16 protein-coding genes are annotated in these 20,953 nt (G+C 74.5%); 9 read left to right on the forward strand and 7 right to left on the reverse strand.

The annotated features are described in order from the left end of the window. Positions 1-28: 28 nt before the first annotated feature. Positions 29-1,867, reverse strand: a complete 1,839-nt coding sequence (locus tag K1Y72_RS11425; RefSeq protein WP_220165888.1) for an MFS transporter — start codon at positions 1,865-1,867, stop codon at positions 29-31. 293 nt (positions 1,868-2,160) lie between these two features. On the opposite strand from K1Y72_RS11425, the gene K1Y72_RS11430 reads away from it, so the two are divergent. The 3 genes from K1Y72_RS11430 (at position 2,161) to K1Y72_RS11440 (ending at position 11,616) form a co-directional block, all read left to right on the forward strand. Beyond that, entirely contained in the window at positions 2,161-8,619 is a 6,459-nt protein-coding gene (locus tag K1Y72_RS11430) for a type I polyketide synthase (RefSeq protein WP_220165889.1), read from the forward strand. Positions 8,620-8,663: 44 nt separating this feature from the next. Further along, on the forward strand, positions 8,664-9,989 hold the full coding sequence (gene ccrA / locus K1Y72_RS11435) for a crotonyl-CoA carboxylase/reductase (RefSeq protein WP_220165891.1): 1,326 nt from the start codon (positions 8,664-8,666) through the stop codon (positions 9,987-9,989). A gap of 124 nt (positions 9,990-10,113) precedes the next feature. Continuing rightward, positions 10,114-11,616, forward strand: coding sequence for a serine/threonine-protein kinase (locus K1Y72_RS11440; protein WP_220165893.1), 1,503 nt, complete (start codon positions 10,114-10,116; stop codon positions 11,614-11,616). Positions 11,617-11,661: 45 nt separating this feature from the next. Here K1Y72_RS11440 and K1Y72_RS11445 read toward each other — a convergent pair whose 3' ends face one another. Both K1Y72_RS11445 and qcrB read right to left on the reverse strand, forming a co-directional pair. After that, positions 11,662-12,363, reverse strand: coding sequence for a hypothetical protein (locus tag K1Y72_RS11445; RefSeq protein ID WP_220165895.1), 702 nt, complete (start codon positions 12,361-12,363; stop codon positions 11,662-11,664). A gap of 82 nt (positions 12,364-12,445) precedes the next feature. Next, positions 12,446-14,083, reverse strand: a complete 1,638-nt coding sequence (qcrB, locus tag K1Y72_RS11450) for a cytochrome bc1 complex cytochrome b subunit (protein WP_308287013.1) — start codon at positions 14,081-14,083, stop codon at positions 12,446-12,448. Positions 14,084-14,392: 309 nt separating this feature from the next. Between qcrB and K1Y72_RS11455 the strand changes: the two genes are divergently transcribed. From K1Y72_RS11455 to K1Y72_RS11475, 5 genes are all read left to right on the forward strand, one after another. Beyond that, a complete protein-coding gene (locus tag K1Y72_RS11455; protein WP_308287014.1) occupies positions 14,393-15,622 on the forward strand; it encodes a PucR family transcriptional regulator in 1,230 nt (409 codons plus the stop codon). A 74-nt stretch (positions 15,623-15,696) separates the two neighbouring features. Next, positions 15,697-16,140 (forward strand): ATP-binding protein, encoded by a 444-nt coding sequence (locus tag K1Y72_RS11460; RefSeq protein ID WP_220165897.1) that lies wholly within the window; start codon positions 15,697-15,699, stop codon positions 16,138-16,140. Positions 16,141-16,149: 9 nt separating this feature from the next. Then, entirely contained in the window at positions 16,150-16,620 is a 471-nt protein-coding gene (locus K1Y72_RS11465; protein WP_220165899.1) for a VOC family protein, read from the forward strand. After that, positions 16,595-17,131, forward strand: coding sequence for a GNAT family N-acetyltransferase (locus K1Y72_RS11470; protein ID WP_220165901.1), 537 nt, complete (start codon positions 16,595-16,597; stop codon positions 17,129-17,131). The genes K1Y72_RS11465 and K1Y72_RS11470 overlap by 26 nt, the downstream gene beginning before the upstream one ends. A gap of 21 nt (positions 17,132-17,152) precedes the next feature. Next, positions 17,153-17,494, forward strand: a complete 342-nt coding sequence (locus K1Y72_RS11475; protein ID WP_220165902.1) for a DUF5713 family protein — start codon at positions 17,153-17,155, stop codon at positions 17,492-17,494. A gap of 213 nt (positions 17,495-17,707) precedes the next feature. On the opposite strand, the gene K1Y72_RS11480 is transcribed toward K1Y72_RS11475, so the two are convergent. Together K1Y72_RS11480 and K1Y72_RS37575 are read right to left on the reverse strand one after the other, a co-directional pair. After that, positions 17,708-18,535: an amidohydrolase family protein gene (locus K1Y72_RS11480; RefSeq protein WP_220165903.1), complete on the reverse strand. Its 828-nt coding sequence runs from the start codon at positions 18,533-18,535 to the stop codon at positions 17,708-17,710. Between the two features lie 111 nt (positions 18,536-18,646). Further along, positions 18,647-18,820 (reverse strand): DUF397 domain-containing protein, encoded by a 174-nt coding sequence (locus tag K1Y72_RS37575; RefSeq protein WP_372452867.1) that lies wholly within the window; start codon positions 18,818-18,820, stop codon positions 18,647-18,649. Between the two features lie 242 nt (positions 18,821-19,062). Here K1Y72_RS37575 and K1Y72_RS11490 point away from each other — a divergent pair, with 242 nt between their 5' ends. Continuing rightward, the gene (locus tag K1Y72_RS11490) at positions 19,063-19,230 is read left to right on the forward strand and encodes a DUF397 domain-containing protein (RefSeq protein ID WP_220165905.1); all 168 of its coding nucleotides are present in this window, start codon (positions 19,063-19,065) and stop codon (positions 19,228-19,230) included. Here K1Y72_RS11490 and K1Y72_RS11495 read toward each other — a convergent pair. Next, positions 19,227-20,114: a helix-turn-helix domain-containing protein gene (locus K1Y72_RS11495; protein WP_220165906.1), complete on the reverse strand. Its 888-nt coding sequence runs from the start codon at positions 20,112-20,114 to the stop codon at positions 19,227-19,229. The genes K1Y72_RS11490 and K1Y72_RS11495 overlap by 4 nt on opposite strands. 237 nt (positions 20,115-20,351) lie before the next feature. Beyond that, positions 20,352-20,741, reverse strand: a complete 390-nt coding sequence (locus tag K1Y72_RS11500; RefSeq protein WP_220165907.1) for a hypothetical protein — start codon at positions 20,739-20,741, stop codon at positions 20,352-20,354. Positions 20,742-20,953 lie beyond the last annotated feature (212 nt).

Genomic DNA, 20,953 nt, shown 5'->3' on the forward strand with positions numbered 1-20,953 from the left:
CGCGGTCCTCTCAAGGGGTGTCGGGGGATCACCAGGCGTCGCCGCGCGGGCGCGGCGGGCGGGCGTCGCGCGGCGGCTCCTCCGCGGCGGGCGCGGCGGCGTCCTCGTCGGGCCGGTAGGGGGCGTACCAGCCCTCCGGCGGGGGCGGCGGCCACTCGCCGCCGGCGCCGCGCGGCGGCACGTAGGGCCGGACGGGGTAGGACGCCTTGGGCAGCACCGGCAGGCCATCGTAGGGCGTCAGCGTGGGGTCGAGGTGGCGGGCGGGCTCGTCCGGGACGGGCGCCGCGAGCATCGGCGCCTCGCGCGGCACGGGCGGGTGGTGCGGCTCGCGCGGGTAGGCGTGCGCCTCGCGCGGGTGGGGGTGCGGTTCGGCGGACGCGGTGAGGAGCGGCTGGAGCGTCGGCGTCGGCTCCAGCGCGACCGCCATCTCCGGCTCGTCATCGTCGTCGAGGGCGAGCGGGCCGCCCTTGCCGTGCTTCGGCCCGAGCCAGCCGCGGCGGCTCGGCAGCGTCGTCCCGCTGATCACCGCCCCGATGATCACCAGGACGGCGCCGACGGTGAGGCCGGCCGCGGTGCCGCTGCGGAACGTCTCCAGCTGCTCGGCGGTCGCGCCGGTGTCGGGCGGGATCGCGTGGATGAGCAGGCCGATGATGGCGATGCCGAACGCCCCGGACGCCTCCCGGATGACGTTGATGATGCCGCTCGCGGTGCCCGCCTTGCGCTCGGGCACCGCCTTCAGGATGTACATGACGATCGGCATGCAGAGCGCCGAGCCGAGCCCGACGGTGAGGACGCCCGGCATGAGCTGCAGGAACCCGTCGCCGTGCTGGATGCGGGAGAACAGGAACATGCCGCCGCCCATCAGCACCATGCCGCCCGCGATCGTCGGCCGCGGCCCGGTCTTGGCCGACAGCCAGAACGCGACCGGGGTGAACACCATGACGATGACCGCCGACGGCAGCATGACGAGCCCGGCGAGCTGCGGCGAGAACTCCAGGAACCGCTGCATGAAGATCGACGAGTAGAAGAGCAGGCCGTTGAAGCCGATGCCCCACAGCATCTGCGAGGCGAGGCCGCCGACGAACACCCGGTTGCGGAAGAACCGCAGGTCCATCATGGGGTCGGGGGCCCAGTTCTCCACCGCCACGAAGCAGACGAGCGCGATGCCGGCGAGCGCGAACACGCCGAGCACCGTCGGGGAGTCCCAGCCGAGCTTGCGGCCGACCTCCAGCGCGTAGATCAGCGCGAACAGCATCGTCGCGGAGATCAGCACGCCGGGCAGGTCGACGCGGGACGCCCGGTTCTCGCCCTTCTGGGTGAGCACCACCGCGGCCAGGACGATCACCAGCACGCCCGGCACGATGTTGATCAGGAAGATCCAGCTCCAGTGGAAGTGCCGGACGATGAACCCGCCGATGGCCGGGCCGAACGCGGTCGCGCCGCCCGCCGCGGCGATCCACACGATGTTGCCGATGGAGCGCTGCTTGTCGGTGCGGCCGACGGTGATGACGACCTGCGCGGACGGCAGCGCGAGCGCCGCGCCGCCGCCCTGGACGATGCGGGCGGCGATGAGCACGACGTCGTCGGAGGCGAACCCGCAGAGCGCGGACGCCCCCGTGAAGATCGACATGCCGGTGATGAAGACGGTGCGGGTGCCGTAGATGTCGGCCAGCCGGCCGCCGGCGATCAGCAGGCAGGAGAACATCAGGATGTAGCCGGTCGCGACCCATTCCTGCGAGCCCTTGGACATGTGCAGATCGGACATGATCGTGGGCAGCGCGTTGGTGACGATGGTGTTGTCCATCTGCGTCATGAACGCGCTGATGGCCACCAGCGCGAGCGCCCACCGGAATCTGCCCTGGGTCACGGTCTCTGCGCGGCCGTACCCCGCCTGCCTGCGGGAACCGCCACTTCCCCCTCGTCGCGTGAGTGGCTAAGGTTGCGATCCGTCGACGACCGCGCGGCGCTCCCGCGACCCGCGGTCAGGGAAGCATAACCACCCCATCAGGCCACAGAGGTTACCGGTCGGTCTTGTCATCACCGTGACAAGTCGCCCGGGAGAAAAGTGGTCCAGGTGCGCATCGTGGGACGGGCGAAGTAGGACATCGTGGTCCCTCCGCCCCGAACGATCCCACGCTCCGACATGAGGGAACCCCGCGCATGAGCAGCAGCACCGATCGTTCCGGAGACGCGCAGGTCACACCGCGGATGAGCGAGGACGCGATCCGCACCCACCTGATCGAGCAGATCGCCCGCCGGGCCCGGCTGGCGGTCGCGGAGGTGGACACCGGACGCCCGCTGGAGGAGTTCGGCCTCGCGTCCCGGGACGCCGTGTCCATCGCCGGCGAGCTGGAGCAGATGCTCGGCCGCTCGCTGCCGGCGACCCTGGTCTGGGAGTACCCGACGATCGACCGGCTGTCGGCGGCGCTCGCCGCCGGCGCCGACCTCGCCCCGGCCGCCGCCCCCGCCGCCGCGCCCGTGCCGGACGGGCCGCGCCGGGTGGACGACGCCGAGCCGATCGCCGTCGTCGGCATCGGCTGCCGGTTCCCCGGCGGCGACCGCGACCTCACCGGCCCCGCCGAGTACTGGGACTTCCTGACGGGCCGCGGCGACGCGATCCGCGAGGTCCCGGACGGCCGCTGGGAGCCCTTCGACGACGGCTCGCCCGAGGTCGGCGACCGCCTCGCGAACGTGACCCGCAAGGGCGGCTTCCTCCGCGACATCGCCGAGTTCGACGCCCAGTTCTTCGGGATCACGCCGCGCGAGGCGGCCGTGATGGACCCGCAGCAGCGCCTCGTCCTGGAGGTCGCCTGGGAGGCGTTCGAGCACGCCGGCATCGGCCCGGCGTCGCTGCGCGGCAGCCGCACCGGCGTGTTCGTCGGCGTCTCGGCGCCCGAGTACGCCGCGTTCACCGCCTCCGACCTGGCGTCGCTGGAGGCGTTCACCGCCACCGGCGCCGCCCTGTCGATCGTCGCGAACCGGCTCTCCTACCTGCTGGACCTGCGCGGCCCCTCCATGATCGTGGACACCGCCTGCTCGTCGTCGCTGGTCTCCACGCACCTGGCGGTGCAGGCGCTGCGCAGCGGCGAGGCGGACGTGGCGCTCGCGGGCGGCGTCAACATCCTGCTGTCGCCGACGGTCACGATGACCTTCGACATGGCGGGCGGCACGTCCCCCGACGGGCACTGCAAGCCGTTCGACGCCTCCGCCGACGGCATGGTCCGCGCCGAGGGCTGCGGCGCCGTCGTGCTGAAGCGCCTGTCGGACGCGGTCCGCGACGGCGACCGCGTCCTCGCGCTCGTGCGCGGCTCGGGCGTCAACTCCGACGGCCGCTCCAACGGCCTCGTCGCGCCGAACTCCGACGCGCAGCGCGCCCTGCTCCGCCAGGTGTACGCGGCCGCCGGGATCGACACCCGCGAGGTCGACTACGTCGAGGCGCACGGCACCGGCACCTTCCTCGGCGACCCGATCGAGGCGAAGGCCGTCGGCGAGGTGCTCGGCGCAGGCCGCGCCGAGGACGCGCCGCTGCTGCTCGGGTCGGCCAAGTCCAACCTCGGGCACATGGAGTCGGCGGCCGGGATCGCCGGGCTGATCAAGACGGTGCTGGCGCTGCACCACCGCACGATCCCGCCGAGCGCCCACTACAAGGAGCCGAACCCGCACATCCCGTTCGCCGACCTGCGGCTGTCGGTCGTCGCCGAGCAGACGCCGTGGCCCGAGCGCGGCCACGCGCCCCGCGCGGGCGTCTCGGGGTTCGGGTTCGGCGGCACCAACGCGCACGTCGTGCTGGAGGCCGCGCCCGAGCACGAGACCAAGCGCGAGCCCGCCGCCGTCCGCACCTACCCGCTGGCGGACACCGCCGCCGACCGCATCGCCGAGCACGCCGGGCTCCTCGCGGACTGGCTGCCCGACGACGTCGACCTCGCCGACCTGGCCCGCACCCTGCACCGCCGGGGCGGGCGCGGCCGCGCGCGCGCAGCCGTCGCCGCCCGCGACCGCGCCGGGCTGCTGGACGGCCTGCGCGCCCTCGCCGAGGGCCGCCCGCACCCGGGCGTCGTCACCGGCACCGCGATCGGCGTCCCCGGCCGCCCCGTCTGGGTGTTCTCCGGCTACGGGTCGCAGCGGCCCGGCATGGCGCAGCGCCTCTTGGAGGAGGAGCCGGCGTTCGCCGAGGCCGTCGACGACCTCGACACGCTGTTCGCCGAGGAGGGCGGCCCCGACCTCTGGGCGCTCCTGGAGGACGGCGCCGAGCTCACCGGCGGCCCCGCCGAGATCATGCCGGTGCTGTTCGCCGTGCAGATCGGCCTCGCCCGCATGTGGCGGTCCTACGGCGTCGTGCCGGGCGCGGTCGTCGGCCACTCCATGGGCGAGGTCGCGGCGGCCGTCGTCGCCGGCGCGCTGACCCTGGAGGACGGCGTCAAGGTCATCTGCCGCCGGTCGGCGCTGCTCACCCGCCTGGTCGGCGGCGGCGCCATGGCGATGATCGGCGCGTCCGCCGCCGACGTCGCGCGGCTGTCGGAGGGCCTGCCCGAGGTGTACGCCGCGGTGCACTCCTCGCCCCGGCAGACCGTGATCACCGGGGACGCCGGCCAGGTCGCGACCGTCCTGGAACGCGCCGAGGCGGAGGGGCTCGTCGCCCGCCGCATCAAGGCCGAGGGCGCCGGGCACTCCCCGCAGGTCGACCCGCTGCTGCCCGAGCTGCGCGAGCGCCTCGCCGGGGTCGGCGCCGAGCGCGGCACGCCCCTCGCCGACGGCATCCGCCTCTACACGACCGCCCTCGACGACCCGCGCGCCCTCGCCGGGGACGCGGCGCTGGACGCCGGGTACTGGGCGACGAACCTGCGCAGCCCCGTCCGGCTGACGGACGCGGTCGCCGCCGCGTCCGAGGACGGGTATCGCACCTTCGTCGAGATCAACGCGCACCCGATCCTCGCGCACGCCGTCGGCGAGACCCTCGACGGCTCCGGCGCCCTGGTCACCCACACCCTCAAGCGGGCGCCGAAGGGGCAGGAGACCGACGACGTCCTCGCCTTCCACGCCCAGCTCGCGCTGCTCGCCGCGCACGGCCACGCCGTCGCCGCGCCGGGGGACGGCGCCGTCGTGGACGTCCCGTCCGCGCCCTGGCGGCACGAGCGGCACTGGGTCGACACCTCCCGCCGCAACGCCGGCGGCCGCGACGAGCACCCGCTGCTCGGCGCGCACGTCGAGCTGCCCGGCGAGGAGCGGCACGCCTGGCGCGCCGACGTCGGCACCGCCGCCCAGCCGTGGACGGCGGGCGCGAAGGTCCACGGCCTCGCCGTCCTGCCGGTCGCCGCGTTCGCCGAGATGGCCCTCGCGGCGGGCGCCTCGGCGCTCGGCCGCGACGACGTCCGCGTCAACAGCCTGTGGATCGAGCGGCCGCTCGCCCTGGGCGAGCACGCCACCGTCACCACCACCTACGACGAGGCCGAGCAGCGGGTGGAGATCCACGCGCTGACGCCGGCCGGGACGTGGGCGCCGCTCGCGTCCGCCGACGTCGGCGAGGACCACCGCGGGCCAGCGGAGGCGCTCGCCGGGTCGGCGACCGAGGTCGCGGGCGCCGAGCGCGGCAGCCGCCACTACCGGATCCACCCCGAGGTCCTGGACCGCGCCCTCGCGGTCCTGTCGGCCGAGGCCGAGGCGCTGACCGGCGAGGCCGGGCCGTGGCTCGCCGAGACCGTCGGCAGCCTGCGGGTCTACGGGCCGACGCACCGCGGCGGGCACGTCCGCGCCGCCGCCGTCCGCGAGGACGGGGTGGTCGGCGCCCTGCAGATCGTGAGCGGCGACGGCGAGGTGCTCGCGGCGGCCGACGGGATCGTGCTGCGGCGCGTGGAGCGCGCCGACGTGCCGGTCCCGCTCGCCGACAAGGCCGTCGAGCTGGTGTGGGAAGAGCAGGACGTTCCTGCGCCTTCCGTTGACGCGGGGACCTGGCTCGTCCTCGGGGACGCCGACGACGTCGCCGCCGAGCTGGAGGCGCGCGGCCAGACCGTCGTCCGCGAGGCCGGCGACGCCGAGCTCACCGGCGCGGTGCTGGTCGCGGACGCGACGGACGAGGCGCTCGTCCTCGACGCCGTCCGCACCTCCCTCGCCCTGCCCGACGGGCCGCGCCTCTACATCGCCACCCGCTCCGCGCTGCCCGTCCTGGACGGCGAGGCCGGCGACCCGGCGCGGGCGCACGTCCGCGCCATCGCCCGCGTCCTGGCGTTCGAGCGGACCGTGCAGCGCGCCACGATCGTCGACACCGACGGCCCCGCCGACCTCGTCACCGAGCTGCTCGCGGGCGCCGACGCCCGCGAGGTCGCCTGGCGCGGCGGCGTCCGCCGCATCGCCCGCCTGGCGCAGGCGGAGATCCCGGCGCGGGAGCGCGCCGCCAGGACCGTCCGGCGCGGCGCCTCCTACGTGATCACCGGCGGGTACGGCGGCATCGGCCTCGTCACGGCGCGGCTGCTCGCCGCGCGCGGCGCCGGCCGGATCGTCCTGTCCGGCCGGTCCGGGCCGGACGCCGAAGCCGAGCGGGCCATCGCGCGGCTGCGCGAGGACGGCGCGGACGTCCGCCTCGTCCTCGGCGACATCGCCGCCGAGGGCGTCGCCGAGCGGCTCGCCGAGGTCGCCGCCGAGGGCGGCCGCCGCCTCGCGGGCGTCCTGCACGGCGCGGGCGCCATCGACGACAAGCTGATCGCCGACCTCGGCGAGGCCGACCTGCACCGCGTCTGGGCCGCCAAGGTCGAGGGCGCCCGCCGCCTCGACGCCGTCACCGCCGGCCTCGACCTCGACTGGTTCGTCGTGCACTCCTCGGCCGCCGCGCTGCTCGGCTCGCCCGGCCAGGGCGCCTACGCCGCCGCGAACGCCGCGCTCGACGCGCTCGTCGCGCACCGCCGCGCGCAGGGCCGCCCCGCCACCACGATCAACTGGGGCACCTGGTCGCAGGTCGGCGGCGCCGCCGGCCTGCGGGTCGCGGTCATCGACCCGATCTCCCCGGCGGAGGGCGCCGAGGCGCTGGAGGCGATCCTGGCGTCCGGCCGGGAGGCGACCGGCGTGCTGCGGTTCGACCCGGCCGCCGCCGTCGCGCTCTTCCCCGAGATCAGGAACATGCCGTACTTCGCGGCGCTCACCGAGGCCGCGGGCGACGCGGGCGGCGACGACGCGGCGGACTGGCCGGGCGTCGAGGCGCTGAAGGAGATGGACCCGGCGGCGGCGCGGCGCGCGGTCGCCACCCAGATCCGGCACCGCATCGCGTCCGTCCTCGGGTTCGAGGCCGCCCGCCTGGACCCGGCGATCCCGCTCACCGACCTCGGCCTGGACTCGCTCGTCGCGGTCCGGATCAAGAGCGGCGTCGAGCACGACCTCGGCCTCACCGTCCCCGCGTCGGTGCTGCTCCAAGGCGCCAGCGTCAACGTGTTCGAGGCGTGGGCGGCCGGGGAGCTCGGCCTCGCCGGCGCCCCCGCGCCCGCCGCCACGGCGGTGTCGAACGCCGAGGCCGGGTACGTGATGCCGCGCGACGACGCCGAGCGCCTCGCCGTCCGCATCTTCGAGGACGTCCTCGGCGTGGACCGCGTCAGCGTCACCGCCGACTTCTTCGCCGAGCTCGGCGGCACCGACGCGCAGGCCGACGAGGTGCTGCGGCACATCACCGCCGAGATGGGCGGCGAGACGACGCGCGGCGAGCTGTTCGCGACGCCGACCGCCGAGCACGTCGCCGACCACATCCGCGCCGCCGACGAGGAGGCCGCCCGGCAGACCGTCCGGCCGCTGAAGGCGACCGGCGGCCGGCGGCCGATCTTCATCGCGCACCCGGCGGGCGGCACCACCTCCTGCTACCGGCAGCTCGTCGAGCTGCTCGGCGCCGACCAGCCGGTGTACGGGCTGGAGCGGTTCGACGACGCGCCCTCGGTGGAGGAGCGGGCGTCCCGCTACGTCGCGCACCTGCTGGAGGCGCAGCCCGAGGGCGCGTTCCGGCTCGGCGGCTGGTCGTTCGGCGGCGTCCTCGCCTACGAGACCGCCCGGCAGCTCACCGCCGCCGGCCGCGACGTCGAGTTCGTCGCGCTGTTCGACGCGGGCCTGCCGCTCGCCGTCGACGACGAGTCCGACACCATGGCGCGCCGGTTCGCGGCGTTCGCCGATTACATCAACGAGACGTACGGCCTCGGCATCGCCCTCACCTACGAGGACCTGACGGGGCTGGACGAGGAGGCGCAGTTCGCGCTGGTGATGGAGCACGCGGCGCCGCTGGCGGAGCTGATCCCGCCGGCCGCGCTGCACCACCAGCTCACCTCCCACCAGGACACCCGCTCGCTGGAGGCGTACCAGCCCGCGCCCTACGCCGGGCGGGTCATCCTGTACTACGCCCCGGAGGAGACTCCGTGGGCGGTGAAGGACGCGCGCTACGTGCTCGACGGGACCAACGGTTTCGGCGGGCTGTGCGCGGACCTGGAGATCGTCACGATCCCCGGGGTGCACCACCTGAACCTGCTGGACCCGCCGGGTGTGAACGTGCTCGCCGCGCACCTGGAGGGCCGTCTCGCGGCAGGTTCGGACGAGGCCGCCGGTGCGACCGCACCAGCCGGGCAGGGCGGCCGATCCGTTGCCACACCGGCCCGCTGAGGGCCCGCGACCCGACAGCCCCCGTCCCCCGGAGGAAGACCCCCATGGCCAAGTCCGACCCCCTGCTGGAGGCCGCCCGCGACGGCGCCGGCGAGCAGGAGCTGCTCGACATCGACCTGCCCGCCACCTTCCGCGCGTCCTTCATCCGCAAGGACGAGGTGGGCATCTTCGAGGGGCAGACCGACAAGGACGTGCGGCGCTCCATGCACGTCGGCGACGTCGACATGCCCGAGCTCGCCCCCGACGAGTGCGTGGTCGCGGTCATGTCCGCGGCGATCAACTTCAACACCGTCTGGTCGGCGATCTTCGAGCCGGTGCCGACGTTCGCGTTCCTCGCCAAGTTCGGCCGCCAGGGCTGGTACGGCGCCCGGCACGACCTGCCGTACCACATCCTCGGCTCCGACGGCTCGGGCGTCGTCGTGCGCACCGGCGTCGGCGTGAAGAACTGGAAGGTCGGCGACCGCGTCGTCATCTCCCCGTCCTACGTCGACGAGGAGGACCACGGCTCCTACGACGACGGCATGATGAGCGAGTCGCAGCTCGCCTGGGGCTTCGAGACCAACTTCGGGTCGCTCGGCGACTACTGCATCGTCAAGGCCAACCAGCTCATCCGCAAGCCGCGGCACCTGTCGTGGGAGGAGGCCGGCTCCAACACGCTGTGCGCGGCCACCGCCTACCGGATGCTCGTCGGCAAGCACGGCGCGCAGATGAAGCAGGGCGACGTCGTCCTCATCTGGGGCGCGACCGGCGGCCTCGGCTCCTACGCCACCCAGCTCGTCAAGAACGGCGGCGGCATCCCCGTCGGCGTCGTGTCGTCGGAGGACAAGGCCGACCTCGTGCGCGCGCAGGGCTGCGAGCACGTCATCAACCGCAACGACCTGGACCTCGGCGAGCAGGGCCTGCGGCACCCGAAGGCCGGGCGGATGCTCGGCGAGGCGATCCGCGGCCTCGTCGGCGAGGACCCCGGCATCGTGTTCGAGTACCTCGGCCGCGAGACGTTCGGCGCGTCGGTGTACGTCGCCAAGCGCGGCGGCCGCATCGTCACCTGCGGGTCGTCGACCGGGTTCAAGCACGAGTACGACAACCGGTTCCTCTGGATGCGGCTGAAGAGCATCATCGGCTCGCACGGCTTCAACTACCACGAGGCCGTGGAGACCAACCGGCTGTTCTCCCTCGGGATGATCCACCCGACGCTGTCGAAGGTGTTCTCGCTGGAGGACGCCGGCGAGGCCACCCGCGCCGTCCAGACCAACCAGCACATCGGCAAGGTCGCCGTCCTCTGCGGCGCGACCGCCGAGGGCCAGGGCGTCGACGACCCGGCGATGCGCGAGCGCATCGGCGAGGAGAAGCTCACCCTGTTCCGCCGCTGACGGACCCCACCCCGCGCGAGCCCCCGGCCCCACCCCCTCGGCCGGGGGCTCGCCCCTTCCCCGGGCGGCGGACTTCTGCGAGGATCCCACCTGGCAGACATTACTGTTCTTTTGGTGGGATGTCATGGCGGGCTCCGGCGACGTGCTCGGCGGCAGGTACCGGCTCGGCGCGCTCCTCGGCCGGGGCGGCATGGGCGAGGTCTGGTCGGCCGAGGACCTGCGGCTGCGCCGCGCCGTCGCCGTCAAGGTCGTCACCCGGGAGCTCGGCGGCGACCCGACGGCGCTCGCCCGGTTCCGCCGCGAGGCCGAGGCGGCCGCCCGCCTGGACCACCCCGGGATCACCGCCGTCCACGACTTCGACGAGCACGGCGGCCGCCCCTACCTCGTCATGCAGCTCCTGGACGGCCGCGAGCTGGACGCCCTGCGGGGTTCGTCCCCCGGCGTGCTGCTCGGCCTCATGGTCCAGGTCGCCGAGGCGCTCGCCCACGCGCACGGCCAGGGCGTGGTGCACCGCGACCTGAAGCCCGGCAACCTGATGTGCCTGCCCGGCGGCCGGGCGAAGATCTGCGACTTCGGCCTGGCCCGCGACCTGGCCGCGTCCACCCTCACGATGTCCGGCACCGTGCTGGGCACCCCCGCCTACATGGCGCCCGAGCAGTGGCGCGCCGAGCCCGCCACGCCCCGCACCGACCTGTACGCCTTCGGCGCCACCCTGCACACCCTCCTCGCCGGGGCGCCGCCCTTCTCGGGCACGACGGTGGAGCAGCTCCGGCACCAGCACCTCAACGTCGCGCCGCCCCGCCTGTCCGAGGTGCGGCCGGGCCTGCCGCGCGAGCTCGACGGCATCCTCCAGCGCCTCCTGGCCAAGGACCCGGCGGACCGGTACGGCGACGCCCTCCAGGTCGCCCGGGAACTGCGCCGCCTGCCCGTCACCGCGGCGCGGGACGAGCGTCAGGACACGCAGGCGACCCAGCCGGGCGGTACGGCGACGCGCCACCTCACCGGCGACGGGTCCACCGCCCTGGCCATCGTCGGCTCGCGCTGGGACGTGATCAAGCGGAACGCCCAGGTCAGCGGCAAGGTCGCCTTCTGGGTCGGCGCCGCCATCGGTGCGGTGAGCAGCATCGGACCCGGCAACGAGCCGCCCCTGACCGACCAGCGGACCGGCCCTCTGGCCAAGCTCATCATGGGCGGCTGGGAGCTCGGTCTCCTGCTCGGCGCGGTGGTCGGGCTCCTCGGCGTCCTGGCCGGCGTGCTCGGAAGGCTCGACACCTTCGTCCTGGACGCCGACAAGCTGGTCATCACCCGGCGCGGCCAGGGGGACAAGGCCCTCACCCTGTACTGGGGCGCGATGGAGCGCATCGCCGTCGACTCGTACAAGTGGCGGCTCCTGGTCTGGTTCCAGCCGTCCCGGCAGCCCTCCGCCGAATGGATCCTCCATCACGGCGTCGAGGACGACCCCTCCGGCTGCCGCGTCGTCTTCTCCGGCGGCGCGAGCGGCCGGGGATCACTGCGCCGGCTCCGCGCCGCCCTCCCCGGGTACGCCGGATCGCTCTACGAGGAGGGCGGCTTCTACAACGTCCACGCCTTCCGCCCGGCCCCCACCGACCACGTCCCCGACCCCTGAGGACGGCGCTGAGCGCCGGCGCGTCGCCTGCGGGGCCGGGCCGGGTCAGCGTTGGGCGAAGAGCCAGAGGAGGTGGTCGCGGCGGGCGGCGTCCAGGGGCTCGTAGGCGGTGCCGCTCCGGCCGCACGCGATCGGGACGGCGCCGCCGGCGAAGGTCACCAGCGCCTCGGACGGCAGCCGGCCCGGCGCGGCGCCGACCGCGTGGCGCGGCTGGGCGTCCAGCGGGACCGCCTCGCGCGGGAAGTGCCGGCCGCCCTGGAGGCCGAGCAGCAGGACGCGCCGGTCGGTGACGGCGAGCAGGCACGTGTCGGGCCAGCTCAGCACCCGCCGCGCGAACATGCCGGCGGGGCCGGTCCAGCCGCCGAGCAGGCGCTCGTTGTGCCGCTGCTCGCCGGTCGCGGCCCGCACGTCGTCGCCGTCGACCAGCCAGCCCCAGACGCGCGCCGGCCAGGTGACGAACCACAGCAGCGGCGCGAACACGCCCACGACGGGCTTGACGACGGCGCGGTGCGCCCGGCCGAGCAGGCGCAGCGGCCGGAGGAGCGGCCAGTCCGGCCAGTCGCGCCGGTAGCGCTGCGGGATCTCGTGGCGCCACCGCAGCATGAGCGGCGCGGCCCGGAAGGCCGTCGCGCCGATGAGCCGCTCGCCCGGGGCGAGGTGCGGCAGCGCGAGCGCCGCGCACTCGGCGGCGACCGCCCGCATCTGCTCGCCCCCGCCGCCCCGCAGCGGGTCCAGCACCTGCGCCATCGGCTCCCCCTGTCCACCCCGGCCGTCCGTTACGCCGGAAAGGTACCGCCAGGACGGCGGTGGAGTCGATCTTGGGGGTGGGCTATCCCTCCTGGTCGGGGGCGGCGGCCTCCAGTTCGCGGCGGCGGGCGTCGCCGTTGCCGTTCGGGCCGTGGCCGAGGTCGGCGGTGAAGCGGCGGTTCAGGGCGGCGCGGACGCGGGCGAGGCGGCGGCGCGCCTCGGGGGCGGGCACGCCGAGGCGCTCGGGGCGCGCGACGGGGACGGCCGCGGGCGGGCGCTCGTCGGTGAGCGGCGCCGCCTCGGCGGCGGTGAGGGGGCGCTCGACCTCGCTGTACCCGCCGTCGAGGGAGCGGCGGATCACGCCGGTCTCCACGCCGTGCTCCAGCAGGGCCCGGTCGCGCTGCTGGAGGCCGAGGCAGAACCGGTAGGCGATCGCGTAGGCCAGGACGGGGCCGAGCAGGAACGCGACGCGGAAGAACCAGGTCGTCCAGAACAGCGGGATCGAGAACCGGTGCGCGATGACGTCGTTGCCGCCCGCGAGCCAGAGCACGCCGTAGAACACGATGCCGGCCGCGCCGATCCCGGTGCGGACCGGGACGTCGCGCGGCCGGTCCAGCAGGTGGTGGATCGCGCGGTCGCCGGTCGCCCAGCGTTCCAGGAACGGGTAGGCGGCGAGGCCGGTGAACAGCACGCCGGGCACGACCACCGCCGGGATGATCACGCTGAGCGGCAGCGTGTGCCCGAACGCGGTGACCTCCCAGGCGGGCATCATCCGCAGCGACCCCTCCAGCCAGCCCATGTACCAGTCGGGCTGCGACCCGGAGCTGATCGCGCCCGGGTCGTAGGGGCCGAACAGCCAGACCGGGTTGATCTGGAAGAACGCCGCGAGCAGCGCGGTGACGCCGAACACCCAGAGGAAGAACGCGCCGGTCTTCGCCACGAACACCGGGAAGAACGGGTAGCCGCGCACGGTGGTGTTGGAGCTGCCCTTGCCGGGGAACTGCGTGTGCGTCTGCCGCCAGGTCAGCACGACGGCGTGCAGCGGGATGAGGGCGAGCAGGATCCCGGGGATCAGCAGGATGTGGATCACGTAGAGGCGCGGCACGATGAGCTCGCCCGGGAACTCGCCGCCGAACAGGAACATCTGCGCGTAGGAGCCGACGAGCGGCAGCGACAGCAGGACGCCCTCCAGGATGCGCAGGCCCGTGCCCGACAGCAGGTCGTCGGGCAGCGAGTAGCCGAACAGCCCGTTCACCATGACGAGCATGAACAGCACGATCCCGATCAGCCAGTTCAGCTCGCGGGGCTTGCGGAACGCGCCGGTGAAGAAGTTGCGCAGCAGGTGGACCACGATCGAGCCGAGGAAGATCACCGTGGCCCAGTGGTGGATCTGCCGCATGAGCAGGCCGCCGCGCACGTCGAACGACAGGTGCAGCGTGGACGCGTACGCCTCGCTCATCCGCACGCCGCGGAGCGGCCCGTAGGAGCCGCCGTAGACGACCTCGGTCATGCTCGGCCGGAAGAACAGGGTGAGGAACACCCCGGTCAGCAGGATGATCACGAACGAGTACATCGCGATCTCGCCGAGCAGGAAGCTCCAGTGGTCGGGGAACGCCTTGCGGAACGCCCTCTTCAGGAACGGCGCCCCGCCGAAGCGGTCGTCGGCGGCGCGGCCCGCCGCGCGCAGGGCCTTCGGGGGCGGGGGCTGCGCTGGGGCCACGGGGACCTCCCGGGACGACGCTGGGGCGTGCCTCCAATGTCGCACCGGACGGGCGCCCCGGCCAGGGGCGGCGCCCCGGTCCGCACGGCGACCTGCGGAGGGACGGGCGCGGGCGGCCGAAGCTGGACGATTCGCGACCTAGACTTTCCGGGCGTAGGTATACCAGCCATGATTTTTGTCACACAGGTCACATAAGCGATTTATTGCGGCGGGGCCGCGGTCCCGCGCCGGGCGGCCCGCACCGCCCCGGCGCGGCCGGATCTGGAGGTAGGGGTGGCGGACGACGGGCGCCCATGGGCGGACCTTCCGGTGGAGCTGGCCGACCACATGCGTCCGCACCTGGACGAGGTCGCCGACGACATGATGCAGGAGATCCAGACCCGGGTCCGCGAGTACGACCGGCCGGGCGACGGCTCCTACTCCAGCACGCTCCGCCAGGCGGTGGAGCGGGTGCTGCACTACTTCGTCGACCGCGTCGGCGACCCCGACCACGAGCCCGGCCCCGTCACCGACTTCTTCCGCGCCATCGGCCGCGGCGAGGCCGGCGAGGGCCGCAGCCTGGACGCCATGCAGACCGCGATGCGCGTCGGCGGCATGATCGCCTGGCGGCGGATCGCCGCCGGCGCCGCCCACCTGGAGGTGGAGGCGCGCGTCCTCGGCGCCGTCGGCGAGGCCCTCATCGCCTTCCAGGACGAGCTCGCCACCGCCGCCGCCGAGGGGTTCGCGCAGGCCAAGGCCGCCGTCGCGGGCGAGATGCAGCGCCGCCGCAAGCGCCTGCTCGACCTGCTGTTCGCCGACCCGCCCGCCGCGCCCGAGGCGATCGCCGACCTCGCCGCGGCCGCGCAGTGGCCGGTGCCGCGCACCGTCGCCGCCGTCGCGCTCGGCCAGCCGCACGACGGCGCGCACCGGCCGGCGTTCCCGCCCGACATCCTCGCCGACCCGACCCGCCGCACGCCCAGCCTGATCGTCCCCGACCCCGACGGCCCCGGCCGCGCCCGGCTGATCGACCGCGCGCTCGGCGGCTCCCTCGCCGTCGTCGGCCCGACCGTCCCGCTCGGCGAGGCCGCCCGCTCCATCCAGTGGGCCCGCAAGACGCTGCACCTGGTGCGGCGCGGCGTGATCGCCGCGGACGGCGGGGTGGTCCGCAGCGTCGAGCACATGTCCACCCTCATCCTGTTCCAGGACGAGGACCTCATCACCTCCCTCGCCGCGCTCCGCCTGGAGCCCCTCTCCCACCTGCGCGTCTCGCAGCAGGACCGGCTCGCCGAGACGCTCCTCGCCTGGCTCCAGTCGGGCCGCAACGCCAACGAGGTCGCGATGCGCCTGCACGTGCACCCGCAGACCGTCCGCTACCGGCTGCGGCAGCTGGAGGAGCTGTTCGGCGACCAGCTCCTGGAACCCGACGTGCGCTTCGACCTGGAGATCGTGCTGCGCGCCCGCGCGCTCCTCGCCGGGCAGCCCGGCGAGCACCTCATCCCCGCCGTCAAGCCCGCCGTCGGCGACACCGCCGACGTTGTGGATCTGCACCAACGTAACTGACCCGCCGCGAGGGGAATCCCTAACCGGGCCGCCGGGACCTTCCGGAACGCCCCGCCGCGCAGCAGCATGGGGACATGAACGACACCGACGTCCGGACCGCGCCCGCCGCCCCGGTCCTCCGCCGGGACGCCGAGGGGGTCTTCGAGCGCGCCGTTGCGGGCGGCCCCGCCGCGCCCGCCGCGCTCCGCCGCCTCGCCGCGGCCCGGCTCCGCGCCTGGGGCCTCGACGCGATCGCGGCCGACGTCCTGCTGGTCGTCTCCGAGCTCGCCACCAACGCCGTCCGCGCGTCCGGCGCCGGCACCCTCGTCGGCCTCCGGCTCATGGTGTGGCGGGCCGTCCTGTCCGTCGAGGTCTACGACGGCAGCACCGCCCCCGCCGTGCCCGCCCCGCCGCCCGCCGTCCCCGAGGACGCCGAGAGCGGCCGCGGCCTCGCCATCGTCGCCGCCCTCGCCCGCCACTGGGGCCAGCGCCGCGACCCGGACGGCAAGACCGTCTACGCCCTCCTCGACCTGCCCTAGCCTCGTCCCGTGCCCCTCGACCTCGTCACGCTGATCGTGCAGGAGTACGACCCGGCCATCGCGTTCTTCGTGGACGCCCTCGGATTCGTCCTCGCCGAGGACGTGCCGGCGACCACGAACGACGGCCGGCCGAAGCGCTGGGTCGTCGTCCGCCCCCCGGACGGCGGAACCGGCCTCCTGCTCGCCCGCGCCGATCCCGGCCGCCAGGCCGCCGCGATCGGCGACCAGGCCGCCGGACGCGTCGGGTTCTTCCTCCGCGTGCCCGACTTCGACGCCGCCCGCGCCCGCATGGCGGCGGCCGGCGTCGAGTTCGTCACCGCCCCGCGCACCGAGCCCTACGGCCGCGTCGCGGTCTTCCTCGACATCGCCGGCAACCGCTGGGACCTCCTCGGCGACTGGCCCGGCGGGGCGATCGGTGAGCGGGCGAGCGCGGCCGGGCCGGGAGGGGACGCCGGTGCCGCTGCTGCTGCCGATCGGTGAGGACGCCGCGCTGATCGCGCGGACGCCCGCGCTGGCCGAGGAGTTCCACGCGCTGCTCGCCGCGAACCGGGAGCGGCTGCGGCGCTGGAACCCCGGGGCGTGCCCCGAGCCGCTGACCCTGGAGAGCACCCGGCTGCGGCTCGCCGCCGACGCGCTCGCCCGCCGCGCGGGCGCGCTGCTGCCCACGGCGATCGTGCTGCGCGAGGACGGCGCGTGGCGCGTCGTCGGGGCCGCCTCGCTCCGCCCGGACGGCGACGGCTCCGGCGAGGTCGGCTACTGGATCGACGCCGCCCACGAGGGCCGCGGCCTCGTCACCCGCGCCGTCGCCGCCCTGCTCGCGCACGCCTTCGGCGTCCTCGCCCTGGACCGCGTCACGCTCGCCGCCGAGCCCGCCAACGCGCGGAGCCGCGCCGTCGCGCGCCGCCTCGGCTTCACCGAGGAGGCCGTCGTCGCGGGCGAGATCGTCCACGTCCGCACGGCGCCGGCCCCCGGGCGGCCGCCGATGTCGTAGGCGGGCGCCAGGATGCCGCGCATGGCACCGACGAACCCGCGGATCACCGGGCACGCGTTCCTCACCGGCATGTACGCCGACGGCCACTTCCCCGACCACCTGATCGACAAGGCCGTCGCGATCCTGCTGCGGCTCTGCGAGCGCGTCGAGCAGGAGCGCCCCGCGGACCTCGCCGCCCTCTACCTCCTCACGCACGACGCGACGGACGAGCTGAACGACCTCCAGGACGAGTTCTACGAGGCGGGCAGCGAGCTCGAGACCGTCGCCCGCGACCTGCTCGCCGGGGACTTCGCGTTCGTCGCGGACGCCTACGGCTTCCCCGGCGCCGACATCGAGGAACTCGTCGCCACCCGCGACTGGTGACCCCCGGTCAGTCCCGCCCCGCGTTCACCGCCCGCACCGCCGCAGCGGCGGCCGCCTCCCCGCGCGCCTCCAGCCCCGCCGCGACCCCGGCGGCACGTAGGCGTCCGGGTCGTGCACGAACGGCAGCAGCGTCACCACCGGCCCGTCGGGCGTCGCGGTGACGGGCTCGGCGGCGCCGAGCCCGTCCAGCAGCTCGCGGACGGCGGGTCTCCCTCACGCTTCCAGGCCGTAGCGGCGGCGGGCGTTGCCGGACCACAGCTTCGCCCGGTCCGCCGCGGACAGACCCGCGGTGATCGCGCGGTAGGCGCCGATGATCTCCTCGTAGGTCCCGGCGAGCCCGTCCACGGGGAAGTTGCTCCCGAAGAAGCAGCGGTCCACGCCGAACAGCTCGATGCACGTCTCCACGAACGGGCGCAACCGCGTCGCGTCCGTGGTCTGGAGCGCCATCCCCAGGCCGGAGATCTTGCAGTCGACGTTGCCGCGCGCGGCGACCTCGGCGACGGCGGCCCGCCAAGCGCGGAACTGCTCGGGCGCCTCGCCGTCCGGCCAGCCCGCGTGCTCCAGGACGAAGGACGTGCCGGGCGCCGCGTCCAGAGCGGGCAGCAGCGCGGGGACGTCGGCGGGGCGCGCGATCAGGTCGTGGACCCAGCCGCGCTCGCCGAGCAGCGCGAACAGCGACCGCGCCACGGGTCCGGCCGGGTCGAGGCCGGAGAAGACGCGGACGCCGCGGAACGCGGGGCTCTCGGCCTGCGCGAACAGCAGCCGCTCGGTGTCCGCCCAGGGCGCGGCGGGGTCGATCGTGCCGATGACGGCGGTGGGAACGCCCGTCTCGGCGCGCAGCGCGTCGAGCCAGCGCGCCTCGTCCAGGGCGCGGGCGAGGTCGGTGACCGCCGACACGTGCACCTGCCGCGGGGGAGCGGGGAACGCGCCCGGCAGGACGTCGCGATGGAGCGGTCCGCCGCGGAGGCCGGGATACCAGTCGTTGGCGGAGGGCCGCCAGTAATGCACGTGGGTGTCGACGAACTCGGGCTCATCGGCCATGACGGCAACCTAGATCACGCGGCCGTCCCCGGCCAGGCCGCCCAGGCTCCCGGCCCTCACCGCCCCCCGCACGTCCCTCGGCTTCACCGAGGTCCGCGGGCGCCCGTGAGCTCAGGCGCGCGGTGCCGGAGCGGGCCGCAGATCGTGCTCCCCCCGCAGCACCTCCGCGACGAACCGCCGCCATACCGGCTGCGGAAAGGCCAACGCCGGCCCGTCCCGGTCCTTGCTGTCGCGCACGAGGACCAAGCGCTCCCCGCCCGGCCCGCGCCGTTCCCCGCTGCCCATGCCCTGCCCTTCCGGAGCGTTACGCGAAGTGCCTCACCCTAGGCCACCGGGAAGGCCGCACGACGCGAAAACGAGACAGCGAATGGCATCATGTGCGGCCTTTGTTTCCATTAGGTTGGGCTCCCCGGAACGGCCCCCGCGCCGGGGCCGGTGCGGTGCTCGTCGCGTACGGTAGTAATTTGATTACACTGGGTAGGCCGCGCCGAGGCGTCGGCCATGCCGACACTCACGAAGGAACGACGATGATCGATGCGTACGCTGTGATCACCCCGTGGCGCAAGAGCGTGCGAAGCGACTCCGGCGGCTGCGTCGAGGTGGCGCTGGCCGAACGCGCCCCCGCGGCCGAGGAGGCGCGCGTGCCGGTGCCTCCCGCGGCGGGCGGGGCGGACGCCGCCGGCGCGGTCCGTTAGTCCCTGCCGGGCGCCGACCCCGCTTCCATCTCCGCCGCGATCCGCTCGATGAGCGCCAGGCTCTCCTCCTGGGGGAGCGCCAGCCGCCGGATGTTGTCGAAGGCGTCCCGGTAGTCGGCCACCCGGCTGTCGCGCGCGCCGATCGTCAGGTCGAGGGAGCGCGCGTCCTCCAGGTAGAGGATGTCGCTGAGGGCGCTGTCGAAGCTGAGGACGGTGAACTCCCCGCGCAGCCCGAAGTGGGCGCCGCTCCTGAACGGGATCACGTCGATGGTGATGCCGGGCCGCTCGGCCGTGTCCAAGAGGTGGCGGAGCTGGCGCGGCATGATGGAGTCGTCGCGCTGCGCGCCCACCCAGCGCCGGATGACGGCCTCGTCCAGCAGGTAGTGCTGGTCCGGCGGCTCGCTCTTGTCGAGGACCTCCACCTGGCGCTGCATGCGCACGTCGACGACGACGTCCAGCGCGTGGCTCTCCGGCACGAACTCGATCGTCATCGCCCGCGCGTACTCCTCGGTCTGCAGCAGACCGGGGACGCGCAGCGGCTGGAACGACCTGATGTAGGAGGCGCCCGCCTCGTAGCCGAGGTAGGTGTGGAAGTCGGGTTCCAGGTCGTTGCGGTAGAGCGCCCACCAGCCGCGGGTCCTGGCGCCGCGCGCGTACTCGACGAGACGCTCGACGCGGGCGCCGTCCTCCAGGCCGTAGTGGCGCAGCAGCGACCGCAGGTCCGACACCGAGATCTTGACGTTCGCGCCCTCGATCCGGATCAGCTTGGACGTCGACCAGTCCAGCGCCGAGGCGACCTCTTCCTGCGTCTTGCCGAGTTCCCGGCGGAGCGTCACCAGTTCATCGGTGAGAAGCGCCTGCTGGACCACCGGACCCAGTGCCATGTTCGCTCCGTTCCGCAGAGCGGACCCGCCCGACAACGTGGCGCTCTGCATCCTGGCAATGCGCACAGCGTAGAACAGCGAGCGGGTCGAAAGCCATAAGTCGATCGGCGAGATGGCATAGGGGTAGGAGGACGGTGTCCTGATGGCCTCCGGAGAGGGCGGTGCGCTTTTTCTGTCGGCGCCACTTATGAGCGGCCGGTAAATCTCTTTTCGGCTCCGGCCGTTCTCGCCGGCTGTTCAGGGGCCGCCCCTGTCCGGTGCTCCGCCGGCGGCGTCGCGGGTCTCGCGGACGTGCTGCCAGACGATCGCGCCGCCGGCGCCGAAGACGGTGCCGAGGACGCACAGCGACGCCAGGACCAGCACCGCGAGCGGTGGGACGCGCGGCGCGCTCGCCAGCGTCGCGGCACCCGTGAGCTCGAGGAAGACGGCGAGGGAGAGGCGGAACGCCGCGGTGGCCAGGGCTCCGGACGAGGTCGCCGGCTCGCGGGAGAAGGAGCGGAGCGTGAAGCCGGGGCCGGACACGACGGCGCCGTGGGACTGGTGCTCGGGCAGGCGGACGAGGTCCGCGCGGTGGGTGGGGTCGGCCGGTTCCTCTTTCGTCAGATCGGTGTGGGTCACTTCGTTCATGGCGGCCCGTGATCGCTTTCCAAGAGCCGGATGCGCACCCGTTGTCCGCCTCTCCAGCAGCTCTTATGGAAACGATAACCTGATCATTTGCACCGGGTGGCGAGGTTGACGACCGGCTGTTGTACATTCGTCATCAGCCTTTCATTGACACGTCACCCCGGCACCTAGCATGCTGGAGGCGGACACAATGCCGGTACGCCACTTGGAATGTG

The sequence above is a fragment of the Actinomadura parmotrematis genome (genome assembly GCF_019458805.1).
Classification (GTDB): Bacteria; Actinomycetota; Actinomycetes; order Streptosporangiales; family Streptosporangiaceae; genus Spirillospora; species Spirillospora parmotrematis.

Coding starts and splice junctions, on each gene's coding strand:
- K1Y72_RS11500 (WP_220165907.1), bottom strand. CDS start 20,741: ATGAACGAAGTGACCCACACCGATCTGACGAAAGAGGAACCGGCCGAC.
- K1Y72_RS37575 (WP_372452867.1), bottom strand. CDS start 18,820: ATGGGCAGCGGGGAACGGCGCGGGCCGGGCGGGGAGCGCTTGGTCCTC.
- K1Y72_RS11475 (WP_220165902.1), top strand. CDS start 17,153: ATGGCACCGACGAACCCGCGGATCACCGGGCACGCGTTCCTCACCGGC.
- K1Y72_RS11495 (WP_220165906.1), bottom strand. CDS start 20,114: ATGGCACTGGGTCCGGTGGTCCAGCAGGCGCTTCTCACCGATGAACTG.
- K1Y72_RS11430 (WP_220165889.1), top strand. CDS start 2,161: ATGAGCAGCAGCACCGATCGTTCCGGAGACGCGCAGGTCACACCGCGG.
- K1Y72_RS11490 (WP_220165905.1), top strand. CDS start 19,063: ATGATCGATGCGTACGCTGTGATCACCCCGTGGCGCAAGAGCGTGCGA.
- K1Y72_RS11480 (WP_220165903.1), bottom strand. CDS start 18,535: ATGGCCGATGAGCCCGAGTTCGTCGACACCCACGTGCATTACTGGCGG.
- ccrA (WP_220165891.1), top strand. CDS start 8,664: ATGGCCAAGTCCGACCCCCTGCTGGAGGCCGCCCGCGACGGCGCCGGC.
- K1Y72_RS11460 (WP_220165897.1), top strand. CDS start 15,697: ATGAACGACACCGACGTCCGGACCGCGCCCGCCGCCCCGGTCCTCCGC.
- K1Y72_RS11440 (WP_220165893.1), top strand. CDS start 10,114: ATGGCGGGCTCCGGCGACGTGCTCGGCGGCAGGTACCGGCTCGGCGCG.
- K1Y72_RS11445 (WP_220165895.1), bottom strand. CDS start 12,363: ATGGCGCAGGTGCTGGACCCGCTGCGGGGCGGCGGGGGCGAGCAGATG.